Annotated in this window: 28 protein-coding genes and 1 pseudogene; 28 read left to right on the plus strand and 1 reads right to left on the minus strand. The window is 52.8% G+C overall.

From position 1 onward, the window contains the following. Positions 1-198 precede the first annotated feature (198 nt). From KGP21_RS21605 to KGP21_RS21685, 17 genes and pseudogenes are all read left to right on the plus strand, one after another. Complete coding sequence (locus KGP21_RS21605) at positions 199-1,074, plus strand: GTPase family protein (protein ID WP_223536249.1); 876 nt, start codon at positions 199-201, stop codon at positions 1,072-1,074. A 213-nt stretch (positions 1,075-1,287) separates the two neighbouring features. Continuing rightward, positions 1,288-1,989, plus strand: coding sequence for a WYL domain-containing protein (locus tag KGP21_RS21610; protein ID WP_042526032.1), 702 nt, complete (start codon positions 1,288-1,290; stop codon positions 1,987-1,989). 5 nt (positions 1,990-1,994) lie between these two features. Continuing rightward, positions 1,995-2,642 (plus strand): hypothetical protein, encoded by a 648-nt coding sequence (locus tag KGP21_RS21615; protein ID WP_223536251.1) that lies wholly within the window; start codon positions 1,995-1,997, stop codon positions 2,640-2,642. Between the two features lie 137 nt (positions 2,643-2,779). Then, a pseudogene (locus KGP21_RS21620) lies at positions 2,780-2,911 on the plus strand (DUF4339 domain-containing protein); the annotation flags it as partial. A 101-nt stretch (positions 2,912-3,012) separates the two neighbouring features. Next, positions 3,013-3,480: a hypothetical protein gene (locus tag KGP21_RS21625; protein WP_223536253.1), complete on the plus strand. Its 468-nt coding sequence runs from the start codon at positions 3,013-3,015 to the stop codon at positions 3,478-3,480. A gap of 235 nt (positions 3,481-3,715) precedes the next feature. After that, positions 3,716-4,162, plus strand: a complete 447-nt coding sequence (locus KGP21_RS21630) for an antirestriction protein (RefSeq protein ID WP_223536255.1) — start codon at positions 3,716-3,718, stop codon at positions 4,160-4,162. Positions 4,163-4,181: 19 nt separating this feature from the next. Then, positions 4,182-4,661 (plus strand): DNA repair protein RadC, encoded by a 480-nt coding sequence (gene radC, locus KGP21_RS21635; protein WP_115115199.1) that lies wholly within the window; start codon positions 4,182-4,184, stop codon positions 4,659-4,661. A gap of 10 nt (positions 4,662-4,671) precedes the next feature. Next, positions 4,672-4,992, plus strand: a complete 321-nt coding sequence (locus KGP21_RS21640) for a DUF5983 family protein (RefSeq protein WP_223536257.1) — start codon at positions 4,672-4,674, stop codon at positions 4,990-4,992. A gap of 92 nt (positions 4,993-5,084) precedes the next feature. Continuing rightward, positions 5,085-5,453: a type IV toxin-antitoxin system YeeU family antitoxin gene (locus tag KGP21_RS21645; RefSeq protein ID WP_223536259.1), complete on the plus strand. Its 369-nt coding sequence runs from the start codon at positions 5,085-5,087 to the stop codon at positions 5,451-5,453. A 60-nt stretch (positions 5,454-5,513) separates the two neighbouring features. Beyond that, positions 5,514-5,897, plus strand: coding sequence for a TA system toxin CbtA family protein (locus tag KGP21_RS21650; protein ID WP_223536261.1), 384 nt, complete (start codon positions 5,514-5,516; stop codon positions 5,895-5,897). Further along, the gene (locus tag KGP21_RS21655) at positions 5,894-6,115 is read left to right on the plus strand and encodes a DUF5983 family protein (protein WP_050311462.1); all 222 of its coding nucleotides are present in this window, start codon (positions 5,894-5,896) and stop codon (positions 6,113-6,115) included. Before KGP21_RS21650 ends, KGP21_RS21655 begins: the two co-directional genes overlap by 4 nt. 94 nt (positions 6,116-6,209) lie before the next feature. Further along, positions 6,210-7,061 (plus strand): DUF4942 domain-containing protein, encoded by an 852-nt coding sequence (locus KGP21_RS21660; protein WP_223536264.1) that lies wholly within the window; start codon positions 6,210-6,212, stop codon positions 7,059-7,061. Between the two features lie 581 nt (positions 7,062-7,642). Next, entirely contained in the window at positions 7,643-8,644 is a 1,002-nt protein-coding gene (locus tag KGP21_RS21665; RefSeq protein ID WP_223536267.1) for an ABC transporter substrate-binding protein, read from the plus strand. A gap of 17 nt (positions 8,645-8,661) precedes the next feature. Beyond that, positions 8,662-9,678 (plus strand): iron ABC transporter permease, encoded by a 1,017-nt coding sequence (locus KGP21_RS21670; RefSeq protein WP_223498240.1) that lies wholly within the window; start codon positions 8,662-8,664, stop codon positions 9,676-9,678. Continuing rightward, positions 9,678-10,439: an ABC transporter ATP-binding protein gene (locus KGP21_RS21675; RefSeq protein ID WP_115160049.1), complete on the plus strand. Its 762-nt coding sequence runs from the start codon at positions 9,678-9,680 to the stop codon at positions 10,437-10,439. Before KGP21_RS21670 ends, KGP21_RS21675 begins: the two co-directional genes overlap by 1 nt. A gap of 15 nt (positions 10,440-10,454) precedes the next feature. Beyond that, entirely contained in the window at positions 10,455-11,684 is a 1,230-nt protein-coding gene (locus KGP21_RS21680; protein WP_223536270.1) for an MFS transporter, read from the plus strand. Positions 11,685-11,742: 58 nt separating this feature from the next. Continuing rightward, positions 11,743-12,000, plus strand: a complete 258-nt coding sequence (locus KGP21_RS21685; RefSeq protein ID WP_094982620.1) for a hypothetical protein — start codon at positions 11,743-11,745, stop codon at positions 11,998-12,000. Between the two features lie 52 nt (positions 12,001-12,052). Here KGP21_RS21685 and KGP21_RS21690 read toward each other — a convergent pair whose 3' ends face one another. Next, the gene (locus tag KGP21_RS21690) at positions 12,053-12,400 is read right to left on the minus strand and encodes a DUF6404 family protein (RefSeq protein ID WP_223536273.1); all 348 of its coding nucleotides are present in this window, start codon (positions 12,398-12,400) and stop codon (positions 12,053-12,055) included. Between the two features lie 250 nt (positions 12,401-12,650). Here KGP21_RS21690 and KGP21_RS21695 point away from each other — a divergent pair, with 250 nt between their 5' ends. The 11 genes from KGP21_RS21695 to KGP21_RS21745 all read left to right on the plus strand — a co-directional run bounded on the left by KGP21_RS21695 (position 12,651) and on the right by KGP21_RS21745 (position 23,007). Further along, positions 12,651-13,553, plus strand: coding sequence for a LysR family transcriptional regulator (locus KGP21_RS21695; RefSeq protein ID WP_223536276.1), 903 nt, complete (start codon positions 12,651-12,653; stop codon positions 13,551-13,553). 221 nt (positions 13,554-13,774) lie between these two features. Beyond that, a complete protein-coding gene (locus KGP21_RS21700; protein WP_223536279.1) occupies positions 13,775-14,323 on the plus strand; it encodes a tyrosine-type DNA invertase in 549 nt (182 codons plus the stop codon). Between the two features lie 481 nt (positions 14,324-14,804). Then, complete coding sequence (locus KGP21_RS21705; RefSeq protein WP_218519007.1) at positions 14,805-15,326, plus strand: fimbrial protein; 522 nt, start codon at positions 14,805-14,807, stop codon at positions 15,324-15,326. 91 nt (positions 15,327-15,417) lie between these two features. Further along, positions 15,418-16,104: a molecular chaperone gene (locus tag KGP21_RS21710; protein ID WP_223536283.1), complete on the plus strand. Its 687-nt coding sequence runs from the start codon at positions 15,418-15,420 to the stop codon at positions 16,102-16,104. Positions 16,105-16,179: 75 nt separating this feature from the next. Next, positions 16,180-18,786 (plus strand): fimbria/pilus outer membrane usher protein, encoded by a 2,607-nt coding sequence (locus KGP21_RS21715; protein ID WP_223536286.1) that lies wholly within the window; start codon positions 16,180-16,182, stop codon positions 18,784-18,786. Between the two features lie 52 nt (positions 18,787-18,838). Further along, positions 18,839-19,855, plus strand: coding sequence for a fimbrial protein (locus KGP21_RS21720; RefSeq protein ID WP_223498246.1), 1,017 nt, complete (start codon positions 18,839-18,841; stop codon positions 19,853-19,855). Between the two features lie 34 nt (positions 19,856-19,889). Continuing rightward, positions 19,890-20,420, plus strand: a complete 531-nt coding sequence (locus KGP21_RS21725; RefSeq protein ID WP_223498247.1) for a fimbrial protein — start codon at positions 19,890-19,892, stop codon at positions 20,418-20,420. A gap of 30 nt (positions 20,421-20,450) precedes the next feature. Further along, entirely contained in the window at positions 20,451-20,987 is a 537-nt protein-coding gene (locus KGP21_RS21730; RefSeq protein WP_223536288.1) for a fimbrial protein, read from the plus strand. Positions 20,988-21,039: 52 nt separating this feature from the next. After that, positions 21,040-21,660 carry a LuxR C-terminal-related transcriptional regulator gene (locus KGP21_RS21735; protein WP_223536290.1) on the plus strand — a complete coding sequence of 207 codons (621 nt, stop codon included), beginning with the start codon at positions 21,040-21,042 and terminating at the stop codon, positions 21,658-21,660. Then, entirely contained in the window at positions 21,657-22,361 is a 705-nt protein-coding gene (locus tag KGP21_RS21740; RefSeq protein WP_223536293.1) for a response regulator transcription factor, read from the plus strand. The genes KGP21_RS21735 and KGP21_RS21740 overlap by 4 nt, the downstream gene beginning before the upstream one ends. A gap of 82 nt (positions 22,362-22,443) precedes the next feature. Then, positions 22,444-23,007: a helix-turn-helix transcriptional regulator gene (locus KGP21_RS21745; protein WP_223536296.1), complete on the plus strand. Its 564-nt coding sequence runs from the start codon at positions 22,444-22,446 to the stop codon at positions 23,005-23,007. Positions 23,008-23,221: the final 214 nt, after the last annotated feature.

The raw sequence follows: 23,221 nt of genomic DNA on the forward strand, positions 1-23,221 counted from the left end.
CTAGTAAGCGCATACCCTAAATCACTTCAAATTATAATTATCAGGGTGCGAATGACTATATCTGGCACATAGCGGAAGTCCGTACTACACGAAATAATCATGCTGATCAAAATAATTTCAGATAGATATTATCTCAGTGAATCCCCCGCATCCTGACAGGATAGCGGGGATTTTTGTTTTTCACACTGAGATCTCCATATGCAAAAAACTGAAGGCCTCAAGGCCATTGAGAAGCCACTTGCCTCTCTGCCCCACACCATCCGCAACCATATTCTTGAACGTCTTCGCAGTCTTACACAATACGAGCCGGTAATCGGCATTATGGGTAAAACTGGTGCTGGTAAAAGTAGTCTCTGCAATGCCCTTTTCCAGGGGGAGGTTACGCCGGTCAGTGATGTTGAGGCTTGCACTCGTGATGCGCTGCGTTTCCGACTGCAATGCAGCAATCACAGCATCATGCTGGTTGATTTGCCTGGGGTTGGCGAAAGTGAGCAACGGGACAGCGAATATGAATCTCTGTACCGCCGTATCCTGCCTGAGCTGGATTTAATCCTGTGGGTCATCAAAGCCGATGATCGTGCTTTCTCCATCGATGAACGTTTTTACCGGCGAGTGATGACTGGCTACCAACAACGGGTACTCTTTGTCGTTAACCAGGCTGACAAAAGCGAGCCATGTCATGAATGGAACGCCACCAGCAATGCACCATCACCGCACCAGTTAATTAATATCGTGTCCAAGCGGGACTCCATTCGCCAGCTGTTTTCACCGAGCCATCCGGTGTGCGCCGTTTCAGCCAGAACAGGCTGGAATCTGCCATCAATGGTAGAAACCATGATGTGCTGCCTGCCTGACCGTGCCACCAGCCCTCTGGCGACGCAACTGCACGGGAGGTTATGCAGTGAACCGGTAAAAAAGCAGGCGCGTGAGGGCTTTGGTCATGCGGTTGGAGAAGTGTTTGATTCTGCGGAAGTGGCATCATTTGTTCCCACACCACTAAAAGCGGTTATTCGTACTATCCGTGAGGCCGTGATATCCGTTGCCCGTGCCGTGTGGGACTGGATTTTCTTCTAACTCTGGCTCACCTGCGGTTATAGCCGGGACATACCCTGTCCGTTCTGATGCTTTATAAGCCATCGAATTTGGTATGTTTTCTCTCTAAGCCCCGTCACGGTTGACTTCGGCAACAGTAAAAAATACGTCTTCTCGTGTCCATTCCCTGTCCCACCCCCTCGTTAAAATAACTTTTTTATTTTCAGCTAATTATCTCACTGGAGAACCTGTCTCATGACTCAGGCTGAACGCCGTCATGACCGGCTTGCCGTCAGGCTGTCGTTAATTATCAGCCGTCTGGTGGCGGGCGAAACGCTAGATTTGCGAACGTTGGCAACTGAATTTGGCGTGTCGGTTCGTACCCTGCGCCGGGACTTTCGGGAACGGCTGATGTATCTGGATCTAGAGTATCGCAAGGGTCAGTGTCGCTTGCTGTCCGGCGGCCGCCAGAGAGAGCTGGCTGTGATGACATTTGCCCGCCAGTCGGGCGTTGAAGCACTGTTTCCTGGTATGGATAACCATCTGGTCGCTTCACTGTTGAGCGGTCCTGGTGAGTCTCCCTGCCTTATCTGGCAGGGAGTGGCCCAAGCGTCATCCCCAGACTTGGGCGTGTTCACACGACTGGTGAGCGCGGTATCGGAACACCGGAAGGTGACACTACTGGGAAGCGGTTGTCGCTGCACAGACCTTGCTCCCTATCGCTTGGTTCTGCGTGAGGGAGAATGGTATCTGACGGGTGAGCATCAGGCCCGGATTGCCGTTTTTCCCCTGACCGATATTCGGGCGGTCACGCTCCACAACGGCAGCTTCGCTCCAGATATAGCGATGCGCGACATCCTTTCTCACCCGGATTTTCTTCAGGCTTTACCCCACTTTCGCTTTTTCCATTCATTGCTTGTCACAACTGACGACGGGCTTATACCTCAGAAGGAATAATCACAATGAAATTGCTTACCACTACAGTGCTGGCCGCCAGTTTTTGCCTTGGTGCTGTTTTTCCGGCTGACGCTGGAAACACTGTCGGCACAGTCAAAGCCTGGCAATACATGCAGGCTGACGGTTGGAAATCCGCCGATGGCATGGACGACAATAAGCTGCACAACATGCTCTATCAAGCCAGCGTGATTGATAACTACCCGTGGACGAGACAGTTTCTGCTACGTGTCCGTGGCGGCGGTGCCATTTTCCTGGCTGACAAGAAAACCCACACCATTCGCCAACTAAAACTGAATCCTGTCGGTGAAACCTACAACGATATTGAAACGGTTTATCAGGGAGAAGATAAAGGTGAAGGGTGCTATTTTGCCATTATTGATAGCCAGTCCTCTGTTCGGGATAAGGCTATTGATGACCTTATTTACCCCACATGGCCAGCAGTTCACGATACTGATGATGTTCTTAAGGCTAAAATTGCAAACGTCAGGCAGCAAATAGCCGCGAAAGTCGTCATGGTCATGCCGGATAACTGTGTGAATAAACAGCAACAAGCGGCGCTGGCGGCTAAACGCTCAGAAGAGGATCGGAAACTGCAGCAATGGGTAGCGCAACAAAGCCTGGCGGAATTGTGTCGTCGGACGGGCAACTGCTGAGACAGTACCCGAAAGAAGAGTAAATAGACCAGTAACGTCTTCGGACCGGGCTTCAGATAGCTATCCCACTGAGTAATTTCTCCGGGCGACACCGGGGTTTCACAGATAAGGAAATCATGTTTTCGCAAAGCCGGGGGGATACTGCGGCTTTTGGCAAGCTGGCCTGGCTGGTCTCATTTTATCTGTGGCGGAGGGTTAAAACGTTTGGGCAGAAACCCACGTATTTCTGGGCCTGGTTGGTGATGTTGGTACTGATCATTCTGACCTGATGTTGATTAACGTCTGACAAGAATATATCAGAGGATACATGGGCTTATTACAAATAATGCAGATTGCAAAAAATTCAATTTACTGATTTAAGGACAGAATTATGCGTCTACCTCACGCAGTGCTGATGGTGTCAACTCTGGTGTCAGCAACAACCGTTCAGGCCATACCGAATATGTGGACCAGTGGTTTTGGTCAGGGTGTAACAGAATACCTGATCACCAATTCGGAAAATGTCGTTTTTAACCTTAACTGCACTATGAACCCAGATGAGCAAAATATCTTGCAACATCACGTGCTCATTGAGCTGCCTGACGGTACTGGTGCAGATTCACGCGATGATAAAACTGCAATAACGGTTGTGACCGATGACCAACAGTTTCCGTTACCCTCTTCGCTGGGGTGGCGAAATGGGGACAACGCCTGGATCCAGTTTATTGATGCCCTTGGTCACGCCGCAACGTTCGATGTTTATGTTAATGATAAAAAAGTAGGGAGCTTTACTCCCGGTATTAAGAATACGAAAAAAGAGCTGGATGACCTTAGCGGGTGCAGGAATACCGCTGGTTAACTTTCTTTATCAGCAACCAATCGATCATCTTACGGGCCATGCCACCTTCGGGAAGCATGGCCTTTCGTTTTTAATCTCCGAATAAGGATTTTGTAGTGTTACGCCAGCCAGACCTCGCGTGAGCCGTCACCATAAGCGCTCACTGACTTTTATTACCTCCCTCCAACGTACAGGCCCCTCGGTTTTTCCGGTGGGGCCTGTTTTGTTATTTATTTCATTTATAAGGATATTTTTCATGAATACACATTCTACCCCGCCTACGGCCTCCTCTCAGACAAACACACTGACCGCCACTGCTGTGCCAAACCGCCAGCGCCTCCGTTTCTGGCCACAGCACTTTGGAAACGTACCGCAATGGCTCATTCTGGAGCCTCATGTCTTTGGCTGGCTGGATCGCCTGTGTGCCGACTATCACGGGGGTTCCTGGGATTTTTACACGCTCAGTAACGGCGGGGCCTTTATGGCTCCAGAAGGCGATGAGCGGTGGTCACTGTTTAACGGTATGAATGGTAACGGTGCCGAGATGAGTGCTGAGGCCGTAGGGATCACCGCCTGCCTGATGGCCTTCAGCCACCACGCTTGCCGCACTGAGAGCGAAGCGATGACCGAACATTTCTACCGCCTGCGGGAATACGCACTGCATCACCCCGACAGCCGCGCCATTTTCTCCCTGATTGACTGAGCAACAAGGTACTCTCACCATGAAGATAACGTTATCCCCAACTGCGGCTGAAATGTCACCTGGCGAACAACGTACCATCCGACGCGCCCTGAACCTGCTGGCAAAACAGTTGCGGGAGCCCGGAGTGGCGTTCACCTCCACCAGCGTGACCCGCGACTGGTTGCGCCTGCATCTGACCGGGCTGGAGCGTGAAATATTCGTCGTGCTGTGGCTCGACAATCAAAACCGTCTGCTAGCTCAGGAGACGTTGTTTACCGGCACCATCAACAGTACCACCGTTCACCCCCGTGAGTTGGTAAAGTCTGCCATGAAGCACAATGCGGCGAGTGCCGTACTGGCGCACAATCATCCGTCCCAGTTGGCCGAGCCCAGTCAGGCTGATCGACAAATCACCGACAGGATAAAGACGGCCCTTGAATTGGTTGATGTGAGAGTGGTGGATCACCTGGTTGTGGGTGGGCTCGATATCGTGTCATTTGCCGAACGTGGCTGGCTGTGAGGAGGACAAAATGATCACCACTACACCGCTTTTGCGTTTTGGTCTGCAATACAGTTCGGCCCATATCACCGAAGACGACAACGTAGTGCTGTACCGGATTTCTCATTGTCACGAAGAGTTTAGTGACGGTGAGTGGATCTCGTTCTCGGGCACTGGCTATCTGCTGAGGTTGGATGCGTGGACCCACCCGATATTGCAACTCAAACGGTTGGGACTCTCCAAACCTTGTCGCCGTCTGGTCACTACCATGATGAAACGCTATCAACTGACCTACCTACATATTGATGCGCTGGGTGAGGTCTTACCCGGTTTTACCACCTTCAGTTGGTAATGACTCGCCACACCAAAGCCTGTCTCATTCTCTCAACCACGACACACACCAGCCTTATTGCGGGACAGTGTCTATTTCAAGGAAACTTAACGATGACCGATAGTAAACCTGATACCCCCTCCCAGGGGGCTGATATCACCCCACCAGCCTGGGGACTAAAACGTATCATCACCCCTCAGGTTGGTGCTCGCCTGGTACAGCAAGGCCACCAACTGCATTACCTGGCAGACCGTGCCGATATCGTGGGGAAGTTCAGTGATGCCGAGTTGCGTCATCTCGACCAGGTATTCCCGTTATGGCTTCAGCAGTTGGAGTCGATGCTGATGTCTGCTGAACTCAATCCCCGACAACAACACTGCGTCACACTCCATGCGAGCGGACTGACACTCGAAGCCGATACGTTGGGCTCCTGCGGGTACGTGTATATATCTATCTATCCAACATCAGCTACAACTGCATAAAACGGCCTTCCCTCACCCAAGTATTCACGCTTTTTCCAACCTTCTATCAGGATAACAATCATGCAAACTGTATTGGTTACCTCGAAACGGGCGGCACCGTCTTGCCCATCACCCATCGCGATCTGGCAGGTATTGATGACCCATCTATTGCAACAACACTATGGTCTGACACTGGAAGATACCGCCTTTAGTCACGAGGGTGTGATCCAAGAGCATCTTAATGCAGGGATTTCCCTGGCGGATGCGCTGAATTTTATCGTGGAAAAATATGAACTGGTCCGTATTGATCGCACCGGTTTTAGTATCCGTGAACAATCACCGTTTATTACGCCTATCGATATTCTCCGGGCCCGACAGGCTACCGGTCTGATGAAACGCCGAGGTTACAAGGCCATCACTCATATCACCAACGGTAAAAACCAACGACAGGGGGCACATCCGTGAAGATCGACCTGAATGTTGAAGTCGACAGTATCCAGGTACTGGGGCTGAACATGGGGAAGATAGCCGTTGCTGTTGATGGTATCGAGCTGGATGCGTTGATCAAGGCGGTCAATAACCACGGCTATTCCCTGCAAAAAGCCAGTGAACCTGAATACGATAATGTTGTATCGCCTTGCTCATTAACCCTTCAAGCCATGAAAAATCAGCCAACGCAATAACTCCCGTAACGCACGATCCCTTCACAAGCATCAACGCTACCCACTGGGTGGCGTCTTGTTTTTATCCCTATCTTAAATAAAAGAAAACAAAATTATGTCGACACTTATTCATGCTGAACCCGAAGTTTTAACCGGCCATACCGAAGTGATTTGTTCAACCAATATTGAACGTATAGTTGTTGGGCGTAATGCCGCTCTGGCGCAAATTGAGTCTATTATCCACCAACTTGAAGATATCTCGACCATGACCAACAGTATTGGCGGTGGAGTGGCAAGAGACTGGGCTATGCGTCAGGACTTCCGCTGCGGCTGCTGGCTGATGGAAAAAACAGAAACAGCCATGCCAGTGATCACCCGCAATCTTGATCGCGATATATGGCGAGATCTGATGAAGCGCTCCGGCATGCTCGCGATCATGGATGCTCAGGCCCGTGACCAGTGGTACAGAAACCTGGAAGGGGATACTATCCCAGCCATCAGCGAAGAGAGCATTTACAGCACGTTTGAGCAGTTGCATCGTGATAAGGGAGAAGTGTTTGAAAGAGGGGTGATCAACGTCTTCAAGTCGCTCTCCTGGGATTACAAAAGCAACCATCCCTGCAAATTTGGCAAGAAGGTGATCGTCAACAGTTTGGTGAGTTACAACCAATGGGGATTTACGCTTAACCACAGTTACCGGCGGGATCAATTAGCGGATCTGGAAAGGATGTTGTTCCTGCTGGAGGGCAAGGCGATCCCGGATAATCGGAGGGATGTCACCGCTCGGCTGTATGAGCATATCAGCGCCCACCGGCAAAGGGCGGAAGTTTATGAAGATGAGTATTTTACGATAAAATACTTCATGAAAGGATCGGCGCATCTGACATTTAAGAAACCGGCGTTGATGGACAAGATGAACGATATCATCGCCAAACATTACCCAGGGGTACTGCCAGAACGGGTATAACCATATTCTCAGAGCCAGACGAGCTACCGGGCTGATGAGCACTTAAATCATGTTAGCCCTTATCCTACCTCTCTTCTATTTCCCCTCAAAAAGGGGTGAAAAAACTTTTAGGCACCTAAATAGGCACCAGCGAAAAGTTGAACTAGAATCTACCTAATTAAATTCAATTAGTTACATATCCAATTCAGACTCCCCCAGCCACCAAATAGGTCGCCAGTGATACCAGATAGACCCGGCGACAGTAACGAAAAAGCCCGCAATTCACATTGCGGGCTTTTTTGTGTTTTAAATTCAATTATTTAAAATAAAATCAGTGAGTTAATATTGTTTTCCTTTGCTAAGGATACCAACATCACCTCTTAACAACCTTGGGCTGATGCTGAGCCAAAATCAGGTTAAACAGTTACCCACTGCGTCATCACCTACTTGACGTTTTTTTCTCCGCATAATCCCTAGTCTTGATGGGTATTTAATGCGTGGTTTTCCATGGGTTAAGCAGTAAATTTTTATCGCATAATAAATAATTTTCATTATCATTGCGTTTCCGCAGTCAAAACTCATCCCGCTAAGAGTAGTGATAAATGAAAAAGGTCATCTGTGCGTTAGGAATGGTGCTCGCCTCGGCCAGCTCTGCTTTGGCAACCACGTATCCTCTAACCATTGAGAATTGTGGCTATAAAGAGACGTTTACCAAAGCCCCCGAGCGCGTCGTCGCACTGGGACAAAATACCGTCGAGATTCTGCTGCTATTGGGATTGCAGGACAAGATAGTCGCCAGTGCGTTTTGGCCGACTAAAGTGCTGCCGCAACTGGCTGAACAGAATGAGAAAATCAAAACGCTGACGGTAGAAATACCAACGTTGGAATCCATTCTTGCGCAAAACCCTGATTTTGTTCCCGCACAACTGCCTTTACTGCTCGGCCCAGAAAGTAAAGTCGCCAAGCGCGAAGATCTCGCCACCGTTGGCGTGAATAGCTACATGTCTCCTGGTATGTGTGCAACCAAAAAAGACATTGGCGATATGTACGGTAGCCGCCAAAAACTGTGGGACATGACCTTCCTTTATCAAGAGATTGCAGACTTTGCCAAAATCTTCAACGTCGAAGATCGCGGCCAGGCGTTAATTGCCGATTTTAAACAACGCGAAGCAAACCTTCGCCGGGAGTTCGGAAAAAACAACCAGGATCTTTCGTTTGTCTTCTGGTTCTCTAGCTCTTCCCCCTCCTCTGACGCCTATGTCGGCGGCAAGAACAGCGCCTCCGGTTTTATCGCTAATCTGTTAGGCGGCCATAACGCCATCACCTCAGAGACTGAGTGGCCAACCGTCGGTTGGGAAAGCATCATTGCCGCCAACCCCAATGTGATAGTGGTTTCAAGCCTTGACCGAAATCGCTGGGCGCTCGATAACGCAGAAGAAAAGATTAAATTTCTCAAAACCGATCCTGCTGTTAGTCAATTAGATGCGGTGAAAAAAGGCCACATCGTCGTGATGGACGGCCAGGCAATGAACCCAACGATTCGTACCCTCTATGGTGCAGAACAAGTTGGCGAACAGCTCAGAAATCTTGGGCTAGATAAATGACAGCAGTGGCGCAACCGATGAAACAGACGTTTCTGCTAGCCGCGTCGACTGTTTTTTCAGCGGTGTTGCTAGTGCTGGTGATCGCGATTGGCGTTAGCGTGGGTGAGCTTTCTATCCCGCTGCGAAGCGTGTTCTATGCCATAAGCAATAAACTCGGGCTGACAGAAGTGCCCCTTAGCCGCATTTACGAAAGTGTGATTTGGGACTTTCGCCTGAGCCGTGCGCTTGTTGCGGCTTGCTGCGGTGCCGGGTTGGCCATATGCGGTGCGGTGCTGCAAAGTCTGCTGAAAAATGCGCTGGCAGAGCCTTACGTGCTTGGCGTTTCTGCAGGCGCTTCAACCGGCGCGGTTTCAGTGGTCGTATTGGGCATCGGTACCGGCGCCGTGTCGCTCTCCGCCGGGGCATTTGCGGGGGCATTTGCCGCCTTTGCCTTTGTCGCCTTTTTGACCAATGGCGCACGTGGAGGCAATGAGCGCACCATTCTGGCGGGCGTTGCTGCGTCCCAGCTCTTCAACGCGATTACCGCTTACACCATCAGCACATCCGCTAGCGCGCAGCAGGCGCGTGACGTGATGTTCTGGTTGTTGGGCAGTTTCAGCGGCGTGAGATGGCCAGAATTTCAACTGGTGCTGGTAGTCGTGTTGGTAGGGCTTGCAGTGTGCCTTTACTATTCTCGAGCGTTGGATGCTTTTACTTTTGGCGATGATGCAGCCGCCTCGCTGGGCATCGCCGTGCCCTGGGTCCGCCTGCTCCTGTTCACCATCACTGCGCTGATCACAGCAACCATCGTCAGCATGGCAGGTTCCATCGGCTTTGTGGGCTTGGTCGTTCCGCATGTCATGCGCTTCTTTTTTGGGCCATTGCACCGCAGGTTACTTATCACCTGCGCATTGGCAGGTGCCATCTTGATGGTGCTGGCCGATATAGCTTCGCGCTTACTGATAGCCCCGCAAAGTCTTCCGGTCGGCGTGGTCACCGCGCTGGTTGGCGTGCCGTTCTTTGCCGTTATCATCTACCGCTCAAGGAATAAGTGATGAGTATCGCCGCTGAAAATATTACCTGGAGTGTGGGTAAAAAAATCATCGTCAACAACGTCTCGCTGAGCGTTTCGAGTGGTGAAACCGTCGGATTACTAGGCCCTAATGGCTGCGGAAAGTCATCACTGCTGCGGATCCTCGCTGGATTACGGCGCCCCCACTCAGGTACCGTCACGCTGGACGGGCAAAATATCGCTCAGATAACCAAAAAGCAGTTGGCGCGTCGGGTGGCCTTTGTGGAACAGCACGGCATGACCGAGGCCAATATGCGCGTTGTCGACGTGGTCAAACTGGGGCGAATTCCCCATCACTCTCCATTTTCCAATTGGACCGCGCAGGATGACGATACTGTCACCGCCGCGCTCCAGCGCGTGGATATGCTCGGCAAGAGTGAACAGGGGTGGCAGAGTTTATCGGGTGGCGAACGCCAGCGTGTTCACATTGCACGAGCTCTTGCACAATCGCCGACGGAGATCCTCCTGGATGAACCGACCAACCATCTGGATATCCGTCATCAGATACAGTTGATGAAACTCGTCAGCGAACTGCCAGTGACCAGCATTGTGGCTATTCACGATCTCAACCACGCCTCCATGTTCTGCGACTCGTTGATTGTAATGCAACAAGGGCAGATCGTCGCCGCTGGTAGCCCGCAGGAGATCCTCACAGAGTCTCTGCTTTGGGATGTATTCAAAGTAGAGACCAAGATTGAAATTTCGCCCTTCCACGGAAAAAAACATATCCACTACATCGCTTAATACCGGGTTATTAGCATGCCTTTGCCAATTATGCGGTCAGTGACTCAGGTCTGGCCGCCTGTATTACTGGGCAGCCAGTTTGTTTTTAATATTGGCTTTTACGCCGTTGTGCCGTTTCTGGCCGTGTTTTTACGCGAAGACATGATGCTGTCCGGCGGACTCATCGGGCTGATATTAGGTTTGCGAACGTTTTCGCAGCAAGGCATGTTTATCGTTGGTGGTGCGTTATCCGATCGCTACGGCGCACGTATCATTATCCTCTGCGGCTGCATGATCCGTGTGGCAGGCTACCTGCTACTGGCTCTTGGCGAGTCACTATCTCCGATTATCATTGGTGCCTGTCTTACAGGCATCGGCGGTGCCCTGTTCTCTCCATCAATCGAAGCGTTACTGGCAAAGGCTGGAACGCAAAGCGAATTACAAGGGAAACGCAGCCGGGCAGAATGGTTTGCGTTGTTTGCGGTTTGCGGAGAGCTGGGGGCTGTACTGGGGCCGGTGGCAGGAGCATTATTGACAGGGTTGGGTTTTCGTCAGGTTGCACTGGCGGGGGCGGGTATCTTCGTGATAGCACTGGTGGTGTTGTTTTTCTGCCTTCCAGCTACGAATGTCAGAAAACAGACACTAAACATCCTTCCGTGGTGGACGACATTCCGTAAACCACGGTTTGTCGCTTTTATTATCGCCTATAGCTCGTGGCTGTTAAGTTATAACCAGTTATATTTTGCGCTGCCGGTGGAGATCCAACGTGCCGGCGGCAGCGAAAAAGATCTTGGCCCGTTGTTTATGCTGGCATCGCTGCTGATTATTGCCCTACAGTTACCGCTTGCACGCTTTGCTCGTCACATCGGGGCTGCGCGCATCCTGCCCGTGGGTTTTCTGCTTATTTCCGTCTCATTTCTTAGCGTCGCGCTGTTTGCTTCTACCCCTCCGCCAGAAAACGGATACCGGCTTTTACCTGCGGCCTGTTTTGTGACGTTATTGACCCTGGGGCAAATGCTGCTGGTGCCTTCAGTGAAAGACTTGATCCCATGGTTTGCTAACGAATCGACGTTGGGCGCACACTATGGTGCGCTTGCCTCAGCCGGAGGGTGTGCGGTACTGGCGGGAAATTTCTTGCTTGGCAACCAGCTTGACGCCGCATTGGTTCCTTCCTATGAAGCCATTTTCCCTTGGCTACACTTGGCGTTTTTCCCATTTTGCAGCGCGATAGCAATGGTTGTGATTTGTCGCCCTATGCGAAAATAGACCACACAGCACTCATCCGATCCTGGGATCGTCGTGACACTAACTTAAGGAAGATACTATGGTGATTTACAGTTTTTTCGTGAAGGGCGAGCAGATTGTGGTACTGGATAACTCTGTACCTGATTTCGCAGATAATCAAAAGCGCCTGTTAGATAAAGGCTATGCCAAGCAATTTGAAGAGTTGCAAGCCACCTCCCCGCAAGCGGCCCTTGCCAGATTTAAAGACATTAAGGGTGAGGAATACAAAACAGCGCATGCCTTTACCACTGGGGGCGTGTTTACCTCACTGATTGGTGCTTTATTGCCGAAAGGCTGACAGCACAGCTTGCTGGGGGCTCAGGTGAATGACTTTTGCCCCCACTCACCAATTAAAGACTGCCCCAGTCCGGCAGCTTGTTTACCCGTTTTCGCCAATAGTGAAATAACGCCATTGAGAAGCCAAACAATATCCCAGCCAGCAAGCTTGTCTGCAGCGCCACCAATACGCTGTAGCATTGGCTTTTCCAAATCGTAAACCACATGAACAGACCCCATACAGAACCAAAAAAGCCACCGAAGCACAGCACATTCTGCCAGAACGGCATAAACGGCGGCGGTGGGATCTGGACGCCTAACTTCCACAGCAGGCGCTGGAGCGGTGGAGCATAATTGCTACGCCACATTTTTTTCTCTGCCATCAACGCTAATGCCCGTTCTTTCTTCTCTTGAAACGTCATCGTCGAATCCCTTCACTGGAAACAGGTCTTCTTTTTTATCAGGTAGAAACATGTTTGAAAACCAGTGGAGGAATATTTTTATTTACCATCTGGATATCTAGCCACCTTAAGTAAACTTAATTATCGGTAAGTGTTATGCTAACAATTAATATCTCACCCGTTCTAAAAAAAATTAACTAAAAGAGTAAAAAGCACTTTCAAAACAATCAGCTATACTGTAATGATAATATTTACCTTTGGGAAAGTTACCGTGCAGACAAAACTAGACCTCAACCTTGCCCGTATTCTTTGCGAGGTGATCGACGCAGGTTCAGTTTCTGCCGCCGCAATGAACCTTAAAATCAGCATCTCCGCGGTCAGTATCGCGCTAAATAAACTACGCAAGCACCATAATAACACGCTGTTTTTCAGGCAAGGCAATGGCATGATGCCGACAGCTTTAGCACTGGAGCTATACAAATTTTATCAGCCAGCGCTCAATCTGTTTGACGAAGCAGAGAAATTCCAGGCTGATGCCATGTTGCCAAGCCGTGTGCAAAAACTACGTATTGCCACTGTCCCGCTGTTGGACTTGTTTCTGGTGGACAAATTTTTGGACGCCCCGGAATTTTGCAATGGGGCGGGTTGGGATGTCCTTGCAGTTTCTCAGGATCCCACAGTGCGAATAGAACGCCTGCGCAGAAAGCAGATCGATCTCGATATCGGCACGGCATTGTCGAACGACCGATCGTTGCTCTGTTATCCCATTTTCTATGGGGGGATGACGATGGTTTGCGCGAAAGATCATCCCCGCATCAAACAATCGGTGACGTTAGAACAATTTCGTCAAGAGTCACTATTAGGCTTTATCTATTCGGAAGAAAAACTGGGTAAGGAAATACCCGGTATTCAGCATAATGATGAAGATCTATTATTCCGCAACTTCCGCTCATCATCCATTATTACTATCCTGCTGCAAACGGCAAAAAGAGAGCTGGTTACAATGATACCCTCCGCATTGGCACCTTGGGTGTGTGAAAGGTTCGGTTTACGCGTGGTGGAGCATGATTTCCCCATTAAACATACCGTTGGTTACTATACGCACATTCATCGTTCAGAAAAGAACAATCCTTTGCTACAAAAGATAATCAACTTTTTATCTGAGCTAGGATAATTTCATCAACATCATTAGATCGAAGAACACCAGTGGTATAACCCCGAGCTCCAAGGGGTTATATCGAGTGTCTCAACGTTCTATATTTGATATTGACTGTATTACTTTCAGTTTATTGTTTATACTCAAAAACTACGGAATGGAACCTGCCGATAACAATGTATGTTTTTCATTAATAAGGATATGGCTATATGCATACTATGACTAATTGAGAGGTCACAATGACAAATCGCAAATATCTTACCCTATCTGAAGTGGAACGCCTGCTGGAGGCCACCAAACAAGGCTCTGACCCGGAGAGAGATTACTGTTTAATCTGGATGTGCTTTATCCACGGGTGTCGGGTCAGCGAGATCAACAGCTGGCGCCTGTCGGATATCGACCTCCCCAATAACCGCATATATGTCCACCGTTTAAAGAACGGCCTTTCTACTATCCATCCTCTGTATGAAGTTGAACTTAAGGCGCTTACCGGCTGGATGAACGTACGCTCTCGGCATAAATATGCCGCCAGTGAGTGGTTGTTTTTATCGCAAAAAGGCAACCGGCTTTCACGCCAGCGAATTTATGACATATTGCGTGATTGCAGCCGCCGTGCAGGATTAGAAGTGGATGCACACCCCCACATGTTACGCCACGCCTGTGGTTTCGCTCTGGCAGATAGAGGTATGGATACGCGGTTGATCCAGGATTATCTGGGGCACCGTAATATTCAACACACCGTGCTTTATACCGCGACCAACGCCCAACGCTTTCTGCGTGCCTGGTAATCAATAACTAGTAGGAAAACCACTCGGAAGGAATGTAATAATTTGTGATTCTATGGACATATTGTTCCAAACTGACCACGATACTAAAGAGTAATAATTTTCTTGTCAATAACCCTACATTCTTCGCTGTTTCCATTCATTTAACTCAACAAATTCAATAGATTATTTTTAACTCCTAAAAATCCTTCTTTTTATTCCAACAGAACTTAGCAAATCTTTTAACAATAAAAAAAATCGCATGTCGAGTTTGTTAAACAAATTATCGGAATAAAAAACCACTCAGAAACGCAAAAACACCGTAAAAACTCCAGGAAAACCCCTCATCCGATGGAAAACCAGTGGTAACCACCAAACTGGTCAAATTGGAACAAAATGAACAGTTATCTGCTCACTTCGTAACCCGAACAACCAAGGAAAACATGCGTAGAAACGCATAATTATTAATGAGATGCGCGCATCTCGACCCAAAAGGAAGTTTTACATGAAAAAGAATCTGCTTGTTGCTGCTCTGATGACCGCCGGTGTTCTGTCTGCTTCTGCTTTCGCGGCTGACGGCAAAATCAACTTTGTTGGCGCCATCACTGACGACGCCTGCACCGTGGTAAACGACATGAGTAACCCGCTGACCGTAACGCTGGGCACCGTATCCAGCAAAGCGTTCACCACCATCGGGTCTACTGCAGCACCGACCAAGTTCACCATCGCGCTGACCAACTGCCCGGCCACCATGACCTCGGCAAAAGTGAAGTTTGATGGCACCGCAGACGCCAACGAAGGCAGCATCCTGGCTCTGACGCAGGAAGCTGGCGTGGCCACCAACGTGGGGATCCAGTTGACGGATAAAGCCAACGTTGTTGTGCCATTGTACACCGCGTCTTCATCCTATGCGCTGGTCCCGGGTGCCAACAACCTGGACTTCGTGGCACGTTACTACTCCACAGCAGCAAGCGTGACCGCTGGCCCGGCTAACTCAACCAGCAACTTCACCATCATTTACAACTAATCGGCTGTCCCTCCCACCACGTCCTGGTTGGGAAGGCATCCCCACGGGCCGGCTTCGGTCGGCCCATCTTTTTTCGGAGCTTTGAATTGTTATGAACACCTGGTTAAAAACCCTTTGCCTGCCTCTCTTGCTGACCGGCGCGCTGGCGCAGGCGGCCGAAATCGGCGGCGTTACCGTCGGCGGCACCCGCCTGATTTACAACGGCGGCAAGAAGGAGGCTTCACTGAGCGTCACCAACACTGACATCAACCCCTATCTCATCCAGTCCTGGGCGGAGACCCAAAACGGTGGCGCTGAGAAAGCCCCCTTTATTATCACGCCTCCGTTGTTTCGCCTCGACGGTAACCAGCAGAACCTGCTGCGTATCGTGCGCACCGGCGGCAGCCTGCCTGAAGACCGCGAGTCGCTCTACTGGCTGAATATCAAGTCCATCCCGGCAGGTAGCAAGAAGGAAGGGGCCAACACCCTGCAGATTGCCGTCAAGACCCGCATCAAGCTGCTTTACCGCCCGCAGGGCATCAAGGGCACGCCGGAAGAGGTGACCAGCAAGCTGACCTGGTCACAGAGCGGAGCCCAGCTGACCGTCACCAACCCGACGCCGTTCGTCATGAACTTCCAGCAAATCAAGGTGGGTGGCCGTGAACTCAAGGACATCACCTACGTACTGCCGATGGGCCAGGCCACCTTTACTCTCCCGGCCGGCGTCAGTGGCCCGGTCAGTTGGAAACTCATCAGTGACTACGGCGGTACCGGCGCAGAGCACACCCCGGGGCACTAACAGCATGTTGATGCGGAGCATGGACATTCAGGAGCGGGAGGGCGCAATTCTCCCGCACGCAAGGAGTAGTGAAGAATGAATAATAATAAACCCCGAGTGCGCCTGAGCCAGGTGGCCTGCTTTGTAGCAGCCCAGATGGCGCTGATGACCGGGACAATGATGACAGCCCAAGCGCGGGACTACTTCAACCCCGCCCTGCTTGAACTCGGCAACCCCGGTCAAAAGGCCGTCGACCTGACCTCCTTTGAGGACAAGGGCGGCCAGATGCCCGGCACCTACCGGGTGGACGTGTTCCTCAACAATGAAAAAATGGAAACCCGCAACGTCGAGTTCCGCCAGGGCAAGGACGCCAAGGGCAACGAGACCCTGCAGCCCTGCATCCCGGTCGACGACCTCACCAGTTGGGGCCTGCTGACCAAAAAGTTCCCGGAACTCGGTGCACCGGGCAGCGCCTGCGCCAACCTGGCGGCCATTCCCCAGGCCAGCAGCGATTTTCGCTTTGCCCGCCAGCAGTTGTTACTGAGTTTCCCGCAGTCGTCCGTGAACAACGCCGCCCGCGGCTGGGTCGACCCGAAGCTGTGGGATGAGGGGATTCCGGCGGTGCTGCTCAACTACAGCGTCACCGGGGCCAACAACTACGCCAAAAACGGGCGTGGCGATGACAGCAACAGCCAGTACGTCAACCTGCGTCCCGGCGTGAATATCGGGCCCTGGCGGCTGCGCAACTACACCACCTGGAACCGCTCCAGCAGCAGCGGCCAGGATGGGCAGACCATCGACAAGTGGGACACGGTCTATACCTACGCCCAGCGCGACATCATCGCACTGAAGAGTCAGTTTACCGCCGGGGATACCACCACCGCGGCCGACGTGTTTGACAGCATTCCGTTCCGCGGGGCCCAGCTGGCCTCCGACGACGAGATGGTGCCGGAAAGCCTGCGCGGCTATGCGCCAGTGGTGCGCGGGATCGCCCGCAGCAACGCGCAGGTGACTATCCGCCAGAACGGCTACGTGATTTACCAGACCTACGTGTCGCCGGGCAGCTTTGAAATCACCGACATGTACCCGTCCGGTGGCTCCGGTGACCTGAACGTCACCATCAAGGAATCCGACGGCAGCGAACAGCAACTGGTCATTCCGTTTGCCTCCCTGCCGGTGTTGCAGCGTGAAGGACGGCTGAAATACTCGGCCACTACCGGGGTCTACCGCTCCTACGACAACAGCGTGGACAAGACTCCGCTGAGCGAAGGTACGGTGATTTACGGCCTGCCAGCGGGCTTCACGATTTACGGCGGCGGCCAGTTCAGCAGCAAGTACCAGTCGCTGGCGGCCGGGGTCGGCAAGAACCTGGGGGACTTCGGGGCGATGTCCGTCGACGTGACCCAGGCCTGGTCGAAGCAGAAAGACCAGGAGAAAGAGAGCGGCCAGTCATGGCGCGTGCGCTACAGCAAGAACTTCGTGCAGACCGGCACCAACTTCTCAGTGGCGGGTTACCGCTATGCGACCAGTGGCTACTGGGGCATGCAGGAGGTGCTGGACACCTACACCAGCGGCAACAATACGCCGATGCAGGAGCGCCGACGCAACCGGGCGGAGCTGACCTTGTCACAGGACCTGTGGCAGGGCGGCGGCAACCTGGGGCTGACGGCGGCACGGGAGGATTACTGGGATACCGAGCGGCGCATGGAGTCGTACAGTGCCAGTTACAACAACTCGTGGAACGGCATCAGCTACGGACTGAGCTACACCTACAACCGCAACTCGCAGGCGGCCTACGGAAACAGCATGGGCGATAGCAGCATTGGCGGCGGCAACCGCGGGCGTATCTACGACAAGGACCAGCAGTTTGCCCTCAGCCTGAGCATACCGTTGAACCGGCTGTTCGGGGGTAAGCACCCGACCTACGTCAACTACATGGCCAACAGCAGCAAGAACGGCAACACCACCAACAGCGTGAGCGTAGGTGGCACGGTACTGGACGACAACAACCTGAGCTGGAGCGTACAGCAAGGTTACGGCACGAAAGGCCAGGGCAACAGTGGCAGTGCCAATGCCGACTGGCGGGCAACCTACGGGGAGCTCAACGGGGGGTATTCGTATGACAAGAACAGCCAGCGCGTGAACTACGGCGTGCAGGGGGGCATTCTGGCCCACGAGAACGGTGTGACCCTGGGTCAACCGTTGGGTGAAACCTTGGTACTGGTGGCCGCACCGGACGCGAAGAGCGTCAGCGTTCAGGGGCAGACCGGGGTGAAAACCGACTTCCGCGGCTATGCGGTGGTGCCGTATGCCAGCCCATACCGTAAAAATGACGTAACGCTGAACACCGAGACCTTCGCCGACAACACCGACGTGGCGATTACCACCCAGACGGTTATTCCAACGCGCGGTGCCGTCGTCAGAGCCCGTTACCAGACCAGCGTGGGCAACCGGGTGTTGATGACGCTGATCTATCAGGGCGGCAAGCCGGTCCCGTTCGGGGCCATCGTGTCGGCGGGGAACAGCAAGGACGCCGAAGGCTTTATCGTCGGGGACGCGGGTCAGGTATACCTGACCGGGCTGGCGCAGAGTGGGCAACTGAAGGTGCAATGGGGCAACGGCGCGGATGAACAGTGCCGCGTGGATTACAGTCTACCAAACGGTGTCCAGGGTATAGCTGCTATAAACGGACAATGCCGGTAGCCGCTAAATAGTTAGCCCTTTTGACAACAGTACATTATTTAAAGGTATGAAAATGAATGTTTTATTTTCAATTAACAAAAAGCGAAGCTGGTCAATAATGCTGCGGATGTTACTCTTGCTTTGTCTATCGGTATTAACGATGGAGAATGCCTATGCACTCAAGTGCGTGAATGCGAGCGACCAGTCATTTTCATTCGTTGAGAACATAGGGAGCGTAGCTGTACCCATTACCGCACCGAATGGCACACTGATATGGCGTTCAGAAAACAGAACGATGACTATAACGTGCTGGAAGGATTTCGGTGGTACAACGGAATCTCCGTATGCTTATTTTAACCCTGCATCAGCCTCTTTAGGCGCAGGCATTCGCGTTGGCATGAATTTTAATGGCACTGACGTACCCAATATTTTCAGCGCCTCAAAATTGGCTGTACCAGGCGTCAGAGTCCCTGAATGCTTCAACACCGAGGCGGTGTGTAAACCAATCACGTCAACGACCTTTACCATTAGCTACTATATCTATATTAATAAATATGGAACACCCAGTGGCAGTAATTATTCTGGGCCAAACACCTTGGCAGTCTTTCAACTGGACGGCGTTGGCGGATTAAACATCACCCCCAACTCAAACTATCGCTATTCGACCACGAATATGCAAGGGATCCGTTTTACCGCCTGTGAGGCCGCTATTTCTGTTTCGCCGAGTTCGATAGATTTTGGCACGGTAGCCGCAACGTCGGCTTCAGCCAATACGGTAGCCGCAAGTAGTAACTTTACCGTTAACATTACCAAGAGTTGTAACGATCCATTTAAGCTAACCGCATCATACAGTTCGCCAACCAACCGACTGGATGCCAATACGCTCAATGTGCTTGCCGGCGTTGGCGTAAAAATAAAAAACCTGACCACCGGCAATTATATCCAATATTCGGACGTTGAAGATCTTGCAGATTTAACCATCGTCAATAGTGCCTCTGTTCCTTACCTTGCCGAAATGGTTTGGCAAAATAGTACCCCAGCCTTGGGAACATTTAGTACGGCGGTAACAATAACAGCGTATTACAACTGATTTAATTCCCCCTAAAACGTATCAGGAGATAACTATGTTTATCAAAAAAAATGGAATTTCAATCGCTATTGCTAGCGCCACTTTATTCGTCAGCATGATGGCAAGTGCAGCACCGGTTACCGTAACCATTACCGGCAAAGTTATTGCTGCTGCCTGTACCGTCGACAACAGCGGTGCTTACACAGTTACCATGCCCGATGTGACCGCCGCCACCCTGAACCCGGCCAACTCCTACGGCACCTGGAAGACCTTTGACGTCACCCTGAGCAACTGCCCGGCGGGCACCACCTCCGTCAAGGCCACCTTTGACGGTACCGCCGACGGTGCCGATGCCAACAAGTACGCCAACACCACCGGCACCGGTTATGCCACCAACGTCGCCGTCCAGGTGCAGAACCGCTCCGGCACCGTCGCCGACAAGGGCAAGAACAGCACCATGACCGTCAACGTCGACGCCAGCCGCAACGCCACCTTCGACCTTCAGGCCCGTCCGTACAGCACCCCAGGCGGCGGCACCGTCGGCAACATCACTACCGTGGTGCTGATGAACTTCACCTACAACTGATTGCGTTAACCCCTGGCAGGAGAGCCACTCATGTTTAAACGTGTCTTTATGCTCAACATGTTGCTGTCCGCCCTCGCTGTCCTGCCGGGCACGAAGGCGCAGGCCACTGATGTCAACATCACCGGCAAAGTCATCGCCTCTTCCTGTACCGTCAGCCCGGTGCTGGCGGCAGGACAGACGATCGACCTCGGCACCCTGGGCAGAACCCGCTTCCAGTTCGCCAATGATGCCGGAACCTGGAAGAGTTTTACCCTCAACCTGACCAACTGCCCGGCCGGTACCACCACGGTCAAGGCCACCTATACCGGCACCCCGAACGGCACCGATGCCACACTGTTTGCCAACACCGAACCGGTGGCCACTGCGGCCCCCAACATGGCGGTGCAGATGGCTAAGGATAGCGACCACACGGCCGTGCTCTCCACCGGCAGCACCATGGACGTCACCGTCGACACGCTGACCGGCACCGCCACCTTCCCACTGGCGGCCCGCCTGTATACGCCCACCGGCGGTGCCCAGGCCGGACAGGTGTCCAGCAGCGTCCTGGTGAACTTCACCTACCAGTAATCATCAGGGGGCCTGCCTCGGTGGGCAACCTACACCACAAAGAGAGGGAAGCATGTCTTTTCTAATGGAGAATACCGGCGTACCTGTGCGCACCCTGCTGGTGCTGGAGCCCTACGACATTCCCTGGTTGGGGATCCAGCAAATGCTGCGCACCCAGCTGGGCCACCGCGTCTCGCTGATACGTCTGCACGACACCGACCGGCTGGCTGAAACCGCCCAACGCCATCAGGTGGACGCAATACTGCTCAGCGCCGTCGGCCACCGTTCCGAGGTGCTGCCCCTGTTGCAGCAACTGTCCCTCATCCTGCGCAGCTCGAAGCAAGCACACATCGCCGCCTACCTGCGCAAGGACCTGCCCCACCTGGAGGATTTGCTGCAGGCCTTCGGCGTCAACACGCTGTTCCGCGGGCCGCTGGACGCAGCAGATCTGGCCCATTACCTGCTGCCCCATCGCCCGGTCTTTCACCCCGTTCGGCTGACCCATCAGGAGTGCCGGGTTGCCCAGGCCCTGTTGACCGGCAAGAGCGTCACCCGGGTGGCCCAGTTGATGCGCAAGGACATCCGCACCATCAGCGCCCACAAGCAGGCGTTGCTCGGCAAGCTCAACATGGTCAGCCGTGGCGAACTGCAGGTACTGGGCGGCCAGTTGATGGCCGACGAGGTCCGGTTATGACCCCGGATACCCGCGCACCAACCACCAGCAAACAGGGGATCCTGATGCACGCCTGCCCGCTGGTTCGTCAGGGACTGCTGTGCCTGCTCAGCGAGCAGTTGCCGGACTTTCGCTTTCAGAGCGTTGACTCCTTCAGTGACCTGGGCCGTCAGCCCGGCCTGACGACCGCCGACCTGGTGGTGAGCGACCTGAGCGATGATGAACATAGCGTGGCCTACGGCGCCGACTGGCTGGTGTGGCTGCAGAGTATTCTCGGCAACAGTCCGTTGGTGGTCATCACCGAGGAACTGTCACACCCGCAGTGGCTCGCACTATCCCGGCAACCCGCGCTCTCTGCGCTGGCCTTGCAAACGCCGCAGGCCGAACTGGGCCCGCAGTTGCGCCAGATACTGGCGGGCACACCGCTCATCAGCCCGCGGCTGCTGCCGCAGTCGCCGCCAGTACCCGCACTGGCCCGGCTGACCGGGGGGGAGCTGCAGGTGTTCGCGCTGCTGCATGCCGGATACAGCGTGACGCAGATTGCCGCGCATCTGCACCGCAGTGTGAAAACGATCAGCACCCATAAACGGCACCTGATGTACAAGCTGCAGGTCGACAATGAAATCGCTCTGTTTGCCCGGGTGAAAAACCTCGATGAACAGACCTGCGGCCTGGATAACGGACAGCAGTTTGTCAGACAGTCCCCGCCCTGCGTGCCGTAGCCCCCCGCCGTCAGGACTGGATTTATCCCCACCGTCACGGGGTTGACAGTGACTACACACTAATCTCACACAGGATGTGTCCATGATTTATCTGGCTACCGATGATTACTATTTTTCCCTGGGCGTCGAAGCCATTTTCCATGGCCTGAACCGACCTATCACCCTTATCCCCCTCGATGAGGCAGACGACACCGGGGTTCTCCCTACGTTGACCAGCGACGATACGCTGCTGCTGGCAGTGGAACAGACGGAAATGCTGACCCTGCTGCTGGTCTGGGCACGCCGTCAGGGAGCCCGGGCGCTGCTGATAATGGATAACGCCTCCGCCCGGACGCTGAACAACATCACTCAATGGTCGCAGGGGGTGCTGTCGAAGAAGATGCCGCTGGCCAACCTGCCGTTGTGTGTCGGGGCGGGCTGCGCCCACCTCAAAGACCTGTCGTTCCTGACGGCACGGGAAATCAGCATCATGGGGTCGCTGGCCGGTGGGAAGACACCGCACCGGATTTCACGGGAGCTGAACCTCTCGGTGAAGACGATCTTCTCGCACAAGCTGAGTGCGTTGAAAAAGCTGGGGCTGAACCACCTGAATGCACGCTCGGTGCTGATCTTCGGCAAGATCTTCCAGGGCCTGGCTCCGCTGTGACACGCATAGATCAACCTGGGGCGACCTTACGTTCGACCCAGGCTGTTCCTCCCCTCCCCCAATCGCCAACGTTATCCCCTAACCAACAGCAGTAAAATCCTGGTTCTACCAGAATAATCATCATCTGACTTATAGCTCATTGTTTTAAATGAACTTTATTGATTCGTAAAAGTGGATTTTATGAATCGTGCGTATCCTCATCTAAGATTTCTCT

This window comes from Serratia sp. JSRIV004 (genome assembly GCF_019968705.1).
Lineage (GTDB): Bacteria > Pseudomonadota > Gammaproteobacteria > Enterobacterales > Enterobacteriaceae > Chania > Chania fonticola_B.

Excerpts from the sequence above, each read along its gene's own strand:
- KGP21_RS21605 (WP_223536249.1), top strand. The coding sequence starts at position 199 with ATGCAAAAAACTGAAGGCCTCAAGGCCATTGAGAAGCCACTTGCCTCT.
- KGP21_RS21610 (WP_042526032.1), top strand. The coding sequence starts at position 1,288 with ATGACTCAGGCTGAACGCCGTCATGACCGGCTTGCCGTCAGGCTGTCG.
- KGP21_RS21615 (WP_223536251.1), top strand. The coding sequence starts at position 1,995 with ATGAAATTGCTTACCACTACAGTGCTGGCCGCCAGTTTTTGCCTTGGT.
- KGP21_RS21625 (WP_223536253.1), top strand. The coding sequence starts at position 3,013 with ATGCGTCTACCTCACGCAGTGCTGATGGTGTCAACTCTGGTGTCAGCA.
- KGP21_RS21630 (WP_223536255.1), top strand. The coding sequence starts at position 3,716 with ATGAATACACATTCTACCCCGCCTACGGCCTCCTCTCAGACAAACACA.
- radC (WP_115115199.1), top strand. The coding sequence starts at position 4,182 with ATGAAGATAACGTTATCCCCAACTGCGGCTGAAATGTCACCTGGCGAA.
- KGP21_RS21640 (WP_223536257.1), top strand. The coding sequence starts at position 4,672 with ATGATCACCACTACACCGCTTTTGCGTTTTGGTCTGCAATACAGTTCG.
- KGP21_RS21645 (WP_223536259.1), top strand. The coding sequence starts at position 5,085 with ATGACCGATAGTAAACCTGATACCCCCTCCCAGGGGGCTGATATCACC.
- KGP21_RS21650 (WP_223536261.1), top strand. The coding sequence starts at position 5,514 with ATGCAAACTGTATTGGTTACCTCGAAACGGGCGGCACCGTCTTGCCCA.
- KGP21_RS21660 (WP_223536264.1), top strand. The coding sequence starts at position 6,210 with ATGTCGACACTTATTCATGCTGAACCCGAAGTTTTAACCGGCCATACC.
- KGP21_RS21665 (WP_223536267.1), top strand. The coding sequence starts at position 7,643 with ATGAAAAAGGTCATCTGTGCGTTAGGAATGGTGCTCGCCTCGGCCAGC.
- KGP21_RS21670 (WP_223498240.1), top strand. The coding sequence starts at position 8,662 with ATGAAACAGACGTTTCTGCTAGCCGCGTCGACTGTTTTTTCAGCGGTG.
- KGP21_RS21675 (WP_115160049.1), top strand. The coding sequence starts at position 9,678 with ATGAGTATCGCCGCTGAAAATATTACCTGGAGTGTGGGTAAAAAAATC.
- KGP21_RS21680 (WP_223536270.1), top strand. The coding sequence starts at position 10,455 with ATGCCTTTGCCAATTATGCGGTCAGTGACTCAGGTCTGGCCGCCTGTA.
- KGP21_RS21685 (WP_094982620.1), top strand. The coding sequence starts at position 11,743 with ATGGTGATTTACAGTTTTTTCGTGAAGGGCGAGCAGATTGTGGTACTG.
- KGP21_RS21690 (WP_223536273.1), bottom strand. The coding sequence starts at position 12,400 with ATGACGTTTCAAGAGAAGAAAGAACGGGCATTAGCGTTGATGGCAGAG.
- KGP21_RS21700 (WP_223536279.1), top strand. The coding sequence starts at position 13,775 with ATGACAAATCGCAAATATCTTACCCTATCTGAAGTGGAACGCCTGCTG.
- KGP21_RS21705 (WP_218519007.1), top strand. The coding sequence starts at position 14,805 with ATGAAAAAGAATCTGCTTGTTGCTGCTCTGATGACCGCCGGTGTTCTG.
- KGP21_RS21710 (WP_223536283.1), top strand. The coding sequence starts at position 15,418 with ATGAACACCTGGTTAAAAACCCTTTGCCTGCCTCTCTTGCTGACCGGC.
- KGP21_RS21715 (WP_223536286.1), top strand. The coding sequence starts at position 16,180 with ATGAATAATAATAAACCCCGAGTGCGCCTGAGCCAGGTGGCCTGCTTT.
- KGP21_RS21720 (WP_223498246.1), top strand. The coding sequence starts at position 18,839 with ATGAATGTTTTATTTTCAATTAACAAAAAGCGAAGCTGGTCAATAATG.
- KGP21_RS21725 (WP_223498247.1), top strand. The coding sequence starts at position 19,890 with ATGTTTATCAAAAAAAATGGAATTTCAATCGCTATTGCTAGCGCCACT.
- KGP21_RS21730 (WP_223536288.1), top strand. The coding sequence starts at position 20,451 with ATGTTTAAACGTGTCTTTATGCTCAACATGTTGCTGTCCGCCCTCGCT.
- KGP21_RS21735 (WP_223536290.1), top strand. The coding sequence starts at position 21,040 with ATGTCTTTTCTAATGGAGAATACCGGCGTACCTGTGCGCACCCTGCTG.
- KGP21_RS21740 (WP_223536293.1), top strand. The coding sequence starts at position 21,657 with ATGACCCCGGATACCCGCGCACCAACCACCAGCAAACAGGGGATCCTG.
- KGP21_RS21745 (WP_223536296.1), top strand. The coding sequence starts at position 22,444 with ATGATTTATCTGGCTACCGATGATTACTATTTTTCCCTGGGCGTCGAA.